Source organism: Actinomadura soli, from assembly GCF_005889715.1.
Taxonomy (GTDB): Bacteria; Actinomycetota; Actinomycetes; order Streptosporangiales; family Streptosporangiaceae; genus Spirillospora; species Spirillospora soli.
The window spans coordinates 1-11,345 of the sequence record NZ_VCKW01000265.1 but is presented as its reverse complement, the minus strand read 5'-3'; the positions used below and the strand labels follow the sequence as shown (position 1 = coordinate 11,345).

Annotated in this window: 14 protein-coding genes and 1 tRNA gene; 8 read left to right on the top strand and 7 right to left on the bottom strand. The window is 73.5% G+C overall.

The genetic code is table 11. From position 1 onward, the window contains the following. Positions 1 to 11: 11 nt before the first annotated feature. Both ETD83_RS34170 and ETD83_RS34165 read right to left on the bottom strand, forming a co-directional pair. Positions 12 to 974: a DUF5954 family protein gene (locus tag ETD83_RS34170; protein ID WP_138649342.1), complete on the bottom strand. Its 963-nt coding sequence runs from the start codon at positions 972 to 974 to the stop codon at positions 12 to 14. A gap of 170 nt (positions 975 to 1,144) precedes the next feature. Beyond that, complete coding sequence (locus ETD83_RS34165; RefSeq protein ID WP_138649341.1) at positions 1,145 to 2,197, bottom strand: glucose 1-dehydrogenase; 1,053 nt, start codon at positions 2,195 to 2,197, stop codon at positions 1,145 to 1,147. Between the two features lie 203 nt (positions 2,198 to 2,400). Here ETD83_RS34165 and ETD83_RS34160 point away from each other — a divergent pair. From ETD83_RS34160 to ETD83_RS34130, 7 genes are all read left to right on the top strand, one after another. Then, positions 2,401 to 2,472: transfer RNA gene (locus tag ETD83_RS34160), tRNA-Met, on the top strand. A gap of 269 nt (positions 2,473 to 2,741) precedes the next feature. After that, on the top strand, positions 2,742 to 2,864 hold the full coding sequence (pqqA, locus tag ETD83_RS43040; RefSeq protein WP_131969690.1) for a pyrroloquinoline quinone precursor peptide PqqA: 123 nt from the start codon (positions 2,742 to 2,744) through the stop codon (positions 2,862 to 2,864). A gap of 10 nt (positions 2,865 to 2,874) precedes the next feature. Beyond that, on the top strand, positions 2,875 to 3,777 hold the full coding sequence (gene pqqB, locus ETD83_RS34150; protein ID WP_138649339.1) for a pyrroloquinoline quinone biosynthesis protein PqqB: 903 nt from the start codon (positions 2,875 to 2,877) through the stop codon (positions 3,775 to 3,777). A gap of 44 nt (positions 3,778 to 3,821) precedes the next feature. After that, the gene (gene pqqC, locus ETD83_RS34145) at positions 3,822 to 4,529 is read left to right on the top strand and encodes a pyrroloquinoline-quinone synthase PqqC (protein WP_138649338.1); all 708 of its coding nucleotides are present in this window, start codon (positions 3,822 to 3,824) and stop codon (positions 4,527 to 4,529) included. Continuing rightward, positions 4,519 to 4,785, top strand: a complete 267-nt coding sequence (pqqD, locus tag ETD83_RS34140) for a pyrroloquinoline quinone biosynthesis peptide chaperone PqqD (RefSeq protein WP_138649337.1) — start codon at positions 4,519 to 4,521, stop codon at positions 4,783 to 4,785. The genes pqqC and pqqD overlap by 11 nt, the downstream gene beginning before the upstream one ends. Beyond that, a complete protein-coding gene (gene pqqE, locus ETD83_RS34135) occupies positions 4,782 to 5,909 on the top strand; it encodes a pyrroloquinoline quinone biosynthesis protein PqqE (RefSeq protein WP_138649336.1) in 1,128 nt (375 codons plus the stop codon). Before pqqD ends, pqqE begins: the two co-directional genes overlap by 4 nt. A 38-nt stretch (positions 5,910 to 5,947) precedes the next feature. Next, complete coding sequence (locus tag ETD83_RS34130) at positions 5,948 to 6,556, top strand: TIGR03086 family metal-binding protein (RefSeq protein ID WP_138649335.1); 609 nt, start codon at positions 5,948 to 5,950, stop codon at positions 6,554 to 6,556. Here the strand turns inward: ETD83_RS34130 and ETD83_RS34125 are convergent. Next, positions 6,516 to 7,505, bottom strand: coding sequence for an RNA polymerase subunit sigma-70 (locus ETD83_RS34125; protein WP_138649334.1), 990 nt, complete (start codon positions 7,503 to 7,505; stop codon positions 6,516 to 6,518). The genes ETD83_RS34130 and ETD83_RS34125 overlap by 41 nt on opposite strands. Continuing rightward, positions 7,502 to 8,302 carry an NAD(P)-dependent oxidoreductase gene (locus tag ETD83_RS34120; RefSeq protein ID WP_138649333.1) on the bottom strand — a complete coding sequence of 267 codons (801 nt, stop codon included), beginning with the start codon at positions 8,300 to 8,302 and terminating at the stop codon, positions 7,502 to 7,504. The genes ETD83_RS34125 and ETD83_RS34120 overlap by 4 nt, the downstream gene beginning before the upstream one ends. A gap of 100 nt (positions 8,303 to 8,402) precedes the next feature. On the opposite strand from ETD83_RS34120, the gene ETD83_RS34115 reads away from it, so the two are divergent. Beyond that, positions 8,403 to 9,071, top strand: a complete 669-nt coding sequence (locus ETD83_RS34115; RefSeq protein WP_230421367.1) for a GntR family transcriptional regulator — start codon at positions 8,403 to 8,405, stop codon at positions 9,069 to 9,071. Positions 9,072 to 9,086: 15 nt separating this feature from the next. Here ETD83_RS34115 and ETD83_RS34110 read toward each other — a convergent pair whose 3' ends face one another. From ETD83_RS34110 to ETD83_RS43035, 3 genes are all read right to left on the bottom strand, one after another. Beyond that, complete coding sequence (locus ETD83_RS34110; protein ID WP_138649331.1) at positions 9,087 to 9,986, bottom strand: endo alpha-1,4 polygalactosaminidase; 900 nt, start codon at positions 9,984 to 9,986, stop codon at positions 9,087 to 9,089. 19 nt (positions 9,987 to 10,005) lie between these two features. After that, entirely contained in the window at positions 10,006 to 10,707 is a 702-nt protein-coding gene (locus ETD83_RS34105) for a spherulation-specific family 4 protein (RefSeq protein WP_171064596.1), read from the bottom strand. Between the two features lie 88 nt (positions 10,708 to 10,795). Beyond that, positions 10,796 to 11,345: hypothetical protein (locus ETD83_RS43035; protein WP_205718029.1), on the bottom strand; the 550-nt coding region annotated here is incomplete at its 5' end.

The following is an 11,345-nucleotide window of genomic DNA, read 5'->3' as shown; positions in this document are numbered from 1 at the left end:
GGCCGCGGGGGTCAGGACTCGGCGGCGCCGGTGAGGCCGTAGCGTTCCTCGTCGCACGGGCGGGGGCCTTCCGGTCCGTCCCGGCCGAGGCGCAGCATCCGGGAGACGCGGACGGTGCGGAACTCGCGTCCGCGCGCGAGGATCCGGTGCCCGGGCGATGCCTTGATCTCGTCGGCGAGGGCCGTCCATTCGGCGAGCTCGCCGGGGGAGGCCGGGTCGTTCTGGAAGTCGCGGAGCCGGGGGAGCAGGTCGGTGAAGTGCCGGGCGAGCCGGTCGCGGGCCTCGTCGGGGTCGTCCCCGCCGGTGATCGGCGACCAGCAGCCGCCGTCGATCTCGACCACGACGAAGGTCGGCGGGAGCAGCACGACCCCGGGATGGCTCTGGATGGCGTGGCGGGCCTCGGCGCGGACGACGTCGGGGACGGTGCCGGCCGCCGGCATGTGGCCGACCAGGTTCAGCCGCAGCTGTGCCTCCCACTGCCCGCACGCCGCGGGCGGGTCGATGAGGTGGTCGCGGAGGAGCCCGTCGCCGGGCAGGTCGGCGTCGGTGGAGCGGGGCGGCTCCATGACGCCGTCGCCGATCAGGACGAACTTCTCGACGCGGACGATCCGGTAGCGGCGGTCGCCGATCTCCCATTCGTCCTTGGCGAGCTGGTCGCCCTCCTCGGGGTCGAGCCGGTCGGCGGCGGCCAGCATGGCGCGGGCGGTGCCGGGATCGGGTTCGCCGGGCGCGTCCGTCCGGAGGTCGATGGCGAGGCTGTAGCGTGCGGAGGACGGGTCGTCGCAGCCGAGCGACGCGATCCGCCACTCCTTTCCTTTTTGCACCGCATGCCCGAAATCCGGGGAGCCGCCGGGCAGCAGTTTGGGGTATTCGAGAATTCGCTCGCCGAGTTCCCTGTCGCGCACCGCCGCGACGGGGCCGAGCTGGGCGACCACATTGATGTGGTCGTACCCGTGCATCAACGGGAAGGTCATTCCCGCATCCTGGCCGCACGGCCGAGGTTCCCGCATGATTTCGGCCACATTCGCGAGCCCGTATTGCCCGCATTAATCGGAAATGAGGAAAACGACTTTTCGTACCCGGGACGTCGATGGGAGGGGCGGGTCTTCGCGGCGCGGGGCGAGCGAATACGCCGGTGCCCGGATCAGCCGTCCAGGGTGATGACGACCTTGACGTCGTCGGGGTGCGGGGTGAACGCCTCCTCGTAGCGCTCCAGCGGGACGCGGCGTGAGATCAGCCGTCCGAGCCAGTCCAGGTCGGCGCCGGCGAGGGCGTGCGCGGCGGCGGCGTAGTGGCCGAGGTTCGCGTTGACCGACCCGATGATCGCGTCGTTCTCCAGGACGATGTCGCGGTTCAGCGCCCCCGCGTCCACCTCCACGTGCCGGCCCGCCGACGAGACGCCGGTCAGGCAGACGATGCCGTAGGCGGCGTTGTTCGCCATCGCGCCGAAGACGAGCTGCGACACGCCCGTCGCCTCGATCACGATGTCCGGCCTCGTGCCCGCGACCGCCTCCTCCAGGCCCTCGTGGTGGTACGTGGCGCCGAGGTCGGCGACGAGCCGCGGCTTCGGGCCGTCCGCGACCTGGTCGAGGACGTGCACGTCCAGGCCGCGCTGCACGCCGAGCAGGGCGGCGAGCAGCCCGATCGGCCCGGCGCCCGTCACCAGCGCCTTGCGCGGCTCGAACCAGCCCCGGGCGCCGACCTTCTCGATCTGGTCCCACGCCTTGGCGACGATCGTGGTCGGCTCCATGAGCACGCCCACCTCCGCGAGGCGCGGGTCGAGCATGACGGCGTAGTCGGCCTCCACCGTCCAGGACCGGCTCGCGAACCCGTCGATCTCCTTGATGCCGCGTTCGGTGTACCGGCCGTTGCGGCACATGTCGAACTCGCCGTGGGCGCAGGCCCCGCACGGCTCCGGGTCCGGGCGCCGCACCACGCCGACGACGAGGTCGCCGGGTGCGAAACCGCTGCCGGACGGCGCGTCCCGCACCCGGCCCAGCGACTCGTGCCCGATGACGAGGCGGTCGCGGCCGGGCGGCGCCCAGCCGTAGTCGCCGTCGGCGATCTCCCTGTCGGTGCCGCACACCCCGACGGCGACCCCGTCCACGAGCAGATCGTTCTCGCCGGGCTCCGGGTCCGGGACGTCCGTGACGGCGAGCGAGCCGCGCCGCTCCGGCAGGACGGTCAAGGCACGCATGAACCATCTCCTCTCACGGCCGGGGAGTCTCGCCTGCGACGTATCCCGTGACGTTGGGTCCATGTCCCGCCAATCCCATCTTCCGGTCAACTCATCGCCAGCCGCGGTGCCGGGACCGGGCAGGACGCCGCTGAAAGCCTGCGCGGCGGGCGAAAAAACCATTCGCGACCGGGCAACGGGCCGCTTAGCATTTGTCTTACCGATGCGGGGTGGTGCAACGGGAGCATGCAGGTCTCATAAGCCTGGTGATGCGGGTTCGAATCCCGCCCCCGCCACGAGAAAGCCTGGAGCGAGGGCAAGCGCGCGGCAATCCGCGGCGCACCTTCGCAGGTGGTAACGGCCGAGTGGCATCGCTCGTCCACCACCCACAGTGATCATCAACCGCCGGTCCGTAAAGCTTGGCACGGACTTCATGTCTTTTTTGGCACGGAGCGCCCTAGAGGCCCGTTCCAGCGCGGCATACGATCAGGATGAAGGGACTTGGAAAGCGCTTTCAGTAGTAGGAGGGCGCTTCCCCGGTGCCAATCGAGAGGAAGGAGCGAGCATGGCCGTCCACAGCTCAGACGCGGACCGGACCGACGAACGCGCGGACCGCTGGGTCACGCCCGATTACCAGATCGTGGAGACCTCCTTGGAGGTCACGGCCTACTTCACAGCCGAGGGCTGACCCGTCCGCGATGCGGCTGCTGATTCTCGGCACCGCGGCGGGTGGCGGCGTGCCTCAATGGAACTGTGCCTGCGCCGGGTGCGCCGCCGCCCGTTCCGAGCCCTCTCTGCGGAGGCGACATGCCTCCATCGCCGTCGAGGCGGGGGAGGGCCGGTGGTACGTGGTCAACGCGACGCCCGACATCGGGGAGCAGATCGAGGCGTGCGCCGCCCTGCACCCGGGCCCCGAGCGGCGCGCCACCCCCATCGCCGGGGTGATCCTCACCGACGCCGAGCTCGACCACACGCTCGGCATCCCGCGCCTGCGCGAGGCGTCCGGGCTGCGGATCGTGTCGACCGGCGCGGTGCGCGCGGCCCTGTCCGGCGGCCTGCGCCTGGACCGGGTCCTCGCCCCCTACGCCGGCCTGTCCTGGACGACCCTCCCGGAGAAGGATCTGGAAGCACTCGACGGCGGGCCCCTGGAGGTCCAGGGGATCCCGGTCTCGGGGAAACGGCCCCGGTACGCCGCTGACCTGGACGAGCCCTCGGGCGACGCCTGGGTGGTGGCGCTGCGCGTCCGGGACCGGCGCGACGGCAAGGTCGTCGTGTACGCTCCCGCGCTCGCCGGCTGGCCGGGCGCCCTGGACCGCGCGCTCCGGGACGCCGACTGCGTCTTCGTCGACGGCACGTTCTGGGACGACGAGGAGCCGGTCCGCTCCGGGTTCACCGAGAAGACGTCCACCCAGATGGGACACCTGCCGATCACGGGCCGGAACGGCACCGCCGAGCGGCTGGCCGCGCTGCCCGCCGAACGGCGTTTCTACACCCACCTGAACAACACGAACCGGCTCGTCCACGCGGACGACCCGGGGCACCGGCGGCTCGCCGAAACGGGGCTCGAGGTCGCCCGAGAGGGAGCGCTGATCGAACTGTGACCGCTCGAACTGTGACCACGGGAAGCACGCCGATCAACGGGCGCATGGCGACGCAGGCCGAGCTGGAAGAGCGGCTCCGGACGCTGGGCGAGGAGCGCTACCACCACCGCCACCCCTTCAACCTGCGGATGCACGAGGGCGCCCTCACCCGCGAGGAGCTGCGGCGCTGGGTCCTCAACCGGTTCCACTACCAGCGGCACATCCCGGTCAAGGACGCGCTGATCCTCGCCAAGCTCGGCACGAGGGAACTGCGGAGGTCCTGGATCCGGCGCGTCCACGACCACGACGGCTCCCCGGACGGCGACGGGACCGACGGCGGCATCGAGCGGTGGCTGCGGCTCGGTGAGGCGGTCGGCCTGGACCGGGAGCTGCTGCTGTCCGGCGAGGGCGTGCTGCCCGGCGTCCGGCTGGCCGTGGACGGCTACGTCAACTTCTGCCGGAACGCCTCCACCCTGGAGGCGGTCGCGTCGTCGCTGACCGAGCTGTTCGCGCCCGACCTGATGGCGACGCGGATCGCGGCGTGGGAGCGCCACTATCCATGGGTGGAGCGCGAAGGGCTGCGCTACTTCCAGGTGCGCGTCGGCCAGGGCCGCCGCGACTCCGAGGAGGCGCTGCGGCTCGTCCACGCGTGGGCGCGGACGCCCGGCGGCCAGGAGCGGGCGCTGGCCGCGTTCGCGTTCAAGTGCGACCTGCTCTGGGCGCTGCTGGACGCCGTCGAGCACGCGCCGAAGGAGAGCCCCGATGCCCCCTGACGGGCCGTGGCGCCCCGCCCTGGACAAGTCCGTCATGCTGCGGCACGACCGCGTCCGCGACGCCGACCTGCTGCTCATGCCCGAGCGTGCGGTGCGGCTCAGCGGCACGGGCGGCCGGATCCTGCGGCTCTGCGACGGCAGCCGCACCGTCGACGACATCGTCGCCGAACTCGGCGAGTCCTTCCCGGACGCGCCGCTCGCCGACGAGGTGCCCGCGTTCCTCGAACGCGTCCGCGCGGAGGGCTGGCTGCGATGATCCCCGCACCGTGGGCGCTGCTGGCCGAGGTCACCCACGCCTGCCCGCTGCACTGCCCGTACTGCTCGAACCCGCTGGAGCTCGTCCGCAAGAGCGCGGAGCTGAGCACCGCCGACTGGGCGCGGGTGTTCGGCGAGGCCGCCGAGCTGGGCGTCGTCCAGGCGCACGTGTCGGGTGGCGAGCCGCTGCTGCGCCCCGACCTCGCGGAGATCGTCGCGGCCGCGCGCCGCGCCGGGGTCTACACGCAGCTCGTCACCAGCGGGGTCGGGCTCACGGCGGAGCGGCTCGGTGAGCTGCTGGCCGCCGGGCTGAACAGCGTCCAGCTCTCCCTGCAGGACGCGCGGCGCCCCGGCTCCGACCTCATCGCCGGGCGCGTGTCCTACACCGACAAGGAGCGCGCCGCCGGGGTGATCCGGGACGCGGGCGTGCCGTTCGGGCTCAACGTCGTCCTGCACCGCCGCAACCTCGACAACCTCCAGGAGATCATCGAGGTCGGCGCCCGCTGGGGGGCCGACCGGATCGAGCTCGCCAACACCCAGTTCTACGGCTGGGCGCTGCACAACCGCGCCGCGCTGCTCCCCGCCCGGGACCAACTCGACCGCGCGAAGGCGACGGTCGCCGCGTGGCGGGAGACGCACGGGTCCGGCGAGGGGCCCGAGCTCGTCTGGGTCATGCCGGACTACTACGAGGGCGTCCCGAAGCCGTGCATGGGCGGGTGGGGCGCGCGTTCGATCACGGTCGGACCGGACGGCACCGCGCTGCCGTGCCCGGCCGCGTACGCGATCGCCGACCTCGCGCCGCCGAACGTCCGGGAGCGGCCGCTCGCCTGGATCTGGACGGAGTCCGCCGCGTTCAACGCCTACCGGGGGACGGACTGGATGACCGGGCCGTGCCGCGAATGCCCCCGCCGCGAGATCGACTTCGGCGGCTGCCGCTGCCAGGCCCACGCGCTGACCGGCGACGCCGCCCGCACCGACCCGGCCTGCTCCCTCTCGCCGGACCACGGTCTCGTCCGCGACGCCACCGCCACGGTGGGCGCGGGGGCCGCGGACGACTTCGTCTACCGCAAGCCGGGCGCGCCGGACCGGACCGATGAATCGCCGAGGATTCCTGGATCTGTCTGATCGAACGGCCGCGTCGCGGCCCGAACATCGGAGGATTCATGAACACCGAGCCGAATCCCGGCACGGCGGACGTCGTCCGGCTGGTGGAGCGCGCGTTCGATGCCACGGTGGCGGTGCTGGGCGCCGTCCCCGCCGAGGGGTGGGACGCGGCCAGCCCGTGCGCCGGCTGGACCGTCCGGCAGGTGGGGAACCACCTCGTCGGCAGCCTCTCGCTGGTCGACCGGTACGCCCGCGAGGAGCCCGTCTCCGCCGCGGACGCCGACAGCGCCCGCTACGCCGACGTCGACCTCCTCGGCGACGACCCCGCCAAGGCGCTGCGCGCCGTGGCCGAGCGCTGCGCGGCGGCGTTCTCGGCGTTCGACACGCTCGACCGCGAGGTCCCGTTCGTCATCGGCCAGGTGCCCGGGTTCCTGCTGACCCGGGTCTGCCTGCTGGAGTCGCTCGTGCACGGCTGGGACATCGCGCACGCCACCGGGACGCCCTACCGGGCCGACGACGCGGTGATCGGCGCCGTGTCCTCGTTCGCCCGCCGGGGGCCCATCGAGGAGCGCCGCGCCGCCGGGATGTTCGCCCCCGAGCAGCCGGCGCGCCCGGACGACACCGAGTTCAACCGCCTGCTGGCCTTCCTCGGACGGCGGCTTCCCTGACGGCGGGCAGGCCGAAGTGAGCGAATAGGGACGGGACGCGGAAGCCGGTGACCGTGCCGACGCGGTCACCGGCGACCGTGCACACCACGAGCCCGTAGCCCTCGCACGCGCCCGTCTCCTCGTCGGCGAGGTACGCCGCGAACGCCGGATGCCCGTTGGCGCGCGTCTCCGTCAGCGTGAACAGCTCGAGCCTGCCGCCCGCGGGGGCGGTGGCCAGGAACTTCGTGATCCCTTCCCGTCCGTGGACGACGAGGTGCTCCGGCGGCATCCGCAGCACGGCGTCCTCGTGCAGGACGGCGGCGAGCGCCGCGAAATCGGAGCGCCGCCAGGCGTCGACGAACCTGCCGAGCACGGCCTCGTCCCGCCCGTCGAGCGGACGGCGCGGGCCCGTGGCGGCGCCGAGCGTGCCGCGGGCCCGCTGCAGCAGGCTGTTGACCGCGGGGGCGCTGCTGCCGAGCAGGCCGGCCACGTCGGCGCTGCTCCAGCCCAGCACGTCCTTCAGGATCAGGGCGGCGCGCTGGGTGGCCGGGAGGCGTTGCAGCGCGACGATGAACGCGAGGGCGACGTTCTCGCGGCCCTCCACCACCGCGGCGGGGTCGGACACGTCGGGTGCGTGGTCGAGAAGGGCGTCCGGGTAGGGCTGGAGGTAGTCGACCTCGCCGGTCGTGATGGGCAGCCGTCCCTTGCGCTCGATGGCCCTCAGGCAGGCGTTGGTGGCGATCCGGATCAGCCAGTGTCGCAGCGGCGCGCGCTCCTGGAACGTGTCGAGCCCGCGCCACGAGCGCAGCAGCACCTCCTGGAGGGCCTCGTCGGCGTCGTCGAACGAGCCGAGCATGCGGTAGCAGTGCAGGTGGATCGCCCGCAGGTGCGGTTCCACAAGCGTGCCGAACGCCCGCCCATCTCCGTTGCGCGCGGCGGCCAGTAACCCGTCCGCGGGGACGCGGGTCATGCGGACCGCTCGGCCGGCGCGGCGGAGAGGCGGGCCAGGAGGTCCCGGCTCGCGGTCGCGACGAGGGGAGGCACGCCGAGATCGGTCAGCATGTCGGCCGCGGCGGCCATCTCGGCGGCGCGGCGGACGGAGTGCTTGTGCGTCCCGGTCACGAGCCGGTCGACGGTCCCGGCGCTCGCCCGGGTCAGCTCGGCGGTGATGTCGTCCCGCAGCCAGCCCTCGCAGCCCGCCGAGCGCGCGGCCTCCAGGGACTCGACGACCGCCGCCGCCAGGCCCTTGAAGAAGACGCTGCGCAGGAGCTTCCTGGCCGCCGCGGCGCCGGGGCCGTCCGGCAGGACCTCGACGGTGGCGCCGAGCGGGGTGAGGACGCCCGCGACCACGGCGGCGCCGTCCCCGCTGGCCAGCATCGGTGTGCGCAGGCCGCGTCCCGGGACCGGCGCCATGATCGCGACGTCCGCGAACCGGACGCCGTGCGCGCGGGCGACGCCGTCCAGGCTCCGCTTCAGGCCGGGGGACGCGGTGTTCAGATCCGCCCACACCGTGCCCGCGCGGACTCCCGCGACCCCGGCGCGGAGCGCGCCGGCCGCGTCGTGCGCGCTGTTGACGCTGAGCACGAGGTCCGCGCCGTCTACCGCGTCGGCCTCGCCGCCGGTGCCGATGATGTGCGCCGGGGCCGGGACGGCGGGGTCGTAGCCCCGGACGACGGCCCCGGCGGCGGCCAGATCGGCGGCGATCGCGCTCCCGGCCTCGCCCAGGCCCAGCACCGCGATGATCGGCCTCGGGCTCTCCTCCGTCATCGGGCCTCCTGGAAACGCCGCGGCTCGCTACACTCGAACTGTAACAAAATTGTTGACAATCTCGACCGTCCCGTGGGGCGCCAGTATCGGGAGTGAGGCCGTGCCGAAGGGGAAACCGGAGGAGCCGATCGTCGCCGGCATCCGGGACGCGATCCTCAACGGGGAGTTCGTCCCGAACCAGCGGCTGGTCGAGGCCGACCTGTCCGAGCAGTTCTCCGCGAGCAGGTCCAGCGTCCGGGCGGCGCTGTTCGCGCTGACCACCGAGGGCCTGATCGAGCGCGTCCAGAACCGCGGCGCCCGGGTCCGAGCCGTGTCGCTCGCCGAGGCGATCGAGATCTGCGAGCTCCGGATGGTGATCGAGGGGCTGTGCGCCGCGAAGGCCGCGCAGCGGATCGGCGCCGCGGACGCCGATGAGCTGGCCGCCATCGGCGACGACATGCGCCGCGCCGTCGAGACCGGCGACGTGCTCGGCTACTCGGACCTGAACGAGCGGCTCCACCGCCGCGTCCAGGAGATCAGCGGCCAGCGGACCGCGGGGCAGGCGCTCGAGCGGCTCCGGGCGCAGAACGTCCGGCACCAGTTCAGGCTCGCCATGCATCCCGGACGTCCCCGCGAGTCGCTGCCCGAGCATCTGGCGATCATCGAGGCGATCCGCGCCCATGACGCCGCCGCCGCCGAGGAGGCCGCCCGTGCGCACCTGCGCAGCGTCCTGCGGACCCTCCCCGAGATCGACCGGGCCAGGCCGCAGCCGCACCGCGCGGGGGCCTGAGCACGCCCATCCCGTCTAGCAGGGCTGGCGCCAGGCGCCGAGGTCGAGGCGTTTGCGCATGGACGCGAAGCCCAGCGCGCGGGTCTGGCGGCAGAAGCCCGCCGTGGGCATGTTGTACTCGACGTGCAGGACCGCCTTGCCCGCGCGGACGAACGGCAGCAGCCTGCGGCACTCGCCGAACTCCGCGCACTGCTCGTTGATCGCGAAGTCGAACGTCCCGACCAGCGCCGGGATCTGCGCGAGGTCGTTCTTGAGCGCGACCGACATGCCGCGCTCGTGCGCGAGCCTCGCGATCAGGCGGTTGTAGCGGAGCTGGTGGGCGGCGGTCAGCGGGAACCCGGTGTCGGAGATGTACCCGTCCAGGAGGTCGGGCTCGATCGCGTCGAACCCCTTGTCCCGGCACATGTCGAACCGCCGGGCCATGATGGGGCCGAGCACGTCCGTCCGGCGGATGTCGAGCCAGCGCTCGTCCGGCCACCCGTTCCCCTTGCCGAGGACGGCGGGCGGGAACGCGGCGTGGTCGGGACGGTACCGCTCGGCGGCGCCGACGTTGATGTAGCAGATGACCCGGCGGCCCCGCCGGTGCAGCTCCCGGACGACGTCCGCGCCGTTGCCGAAGCCGTCGATGTCGTGGACGGGCGCGTCCACGCCGAGGTCCACCGGCGTGGTGAGCTGCCACTGCCAGCGCACGCCCGGCGGAGGAGCCCAGAACCCGGTGGGACGTCGCTCGGAATCCGCCTCGTTCGGCGGAGCCGATTTCACCGGCGGGGCGGCTCGGCCCGGTAGGGCGGGCGAGGCGGATGCGTTCGGCGGGGCGGCTTCGTCCGGCGCCAGCGTGGAGACCAGCACCGCCGCCAAGGCGGCGGCCGAGGCCAGGACCGCGGCGGCGCCGACGGCCCACCCTGGTATTCGCATGGCACCGGACGGCACGACGTCACCGGTTCGCGTAGACGAGGGACAGCTCGCGAGAAAAGTAACCCGGAAGCCCGATCCACGGGTTGGCGCCCGCCCGGTCCGTCACGTAGACGACGCCCGCGTTGCGCCGCCCGGCCCGCGCCAGCGCCCGTGCCAGGACGGCCTGGGGCGCCGCGTAGATGAGGTGGCAGAACCGTTCGGCGGGCAGCCGCGCCGCCCACGCCGGAACGCGGACGTGCTGGTACGCCGACCACGGACCCTCGAAGGTGACGAGCAGATCGGCGAGGTCCGCGTACGCGGCGTCGGGATACGTGCCGTGGTTGAGCACGACGTGCCGCACGCCGCGGCCACGCACGCCCGCGACGACGCGCCGGTAGCGCAGCACGTGCCCGGGGACGGCCGACACCTGGTCGAGGAACACCCTCCGGATGCCGTACCACTTCCAGTACCGCGCCACCTCGTCCTCCACCGCGCGGACCGGGCGGGCGCCGTAGGCGGTGTCGACGTACCCGGCGAGCGGCACGCCCGCCTCCGCCATCCGGTGCGCCGTGGCGGCGAACCCGCGGTCCCGGACGGTGCCCGCGCCGCTGTCGACGTTGAGCACGACCCCGCCCAGCCGGGGGTCGGCGAGGGTCGACCAGTCCAGGGCGCCGGGAGGGAAGTAGGCGGGGACGGCCACCGACGCGACCCGTCCCGTCAGCCCGCCGGTCGTTCTCAGCATGGCGCGCCCCTCGGCGGCGATCCGTCGGCTCCCGTCACGGCGACCAGGTTGTCCATCGGGCATCACGCCTTCTCATCGGTCGATCGGTTCATCGGTGGGAGGTCACGCGGGCGAGGACGCGGCCCGCGTACGTCGTGAGAAAGACGAGCAGTGCACCGGAGACCACCAGCTGAACCGTGCTGGGCGTGAGGTGCGGGACGGTCAGCGCGGCGGCGACCTCGGCGGCCAGCGCGCAGGTGTAGACGGGCAGGACGACGCCGACGCGCCCGCACGCCTGCAGCACGAGCGAGAGGAAGAACGCGCAGCCCAGCGCGAGGAAGCCGCCGAGCGTCCGCGCGGTCATGGTCGTGGCGGGCAGGCGGGCGAGCGGCGCGGCGACGGCGACGAGCACCACCGCCGACGCCGCGTACCGGGCGAGCGCGACGGCCAGCGCGGCGCGGGCCGACCGCGCGAACCCCGCCATCCCGGTGTGCGTGACCAGCAGCTCGTGGACGCGCCGCCGGTAGGCGTACAGGATCCATTCCGCGACGCCCATCGACAGCGAGAGCGACAGCACCGCCACCGTCGTGGTCCCCGGCGGCACCGGCCGCCCGGACAGCGCGCACAGCAGCGTGTACGTCAGCAGCCCGCCGGTGAGC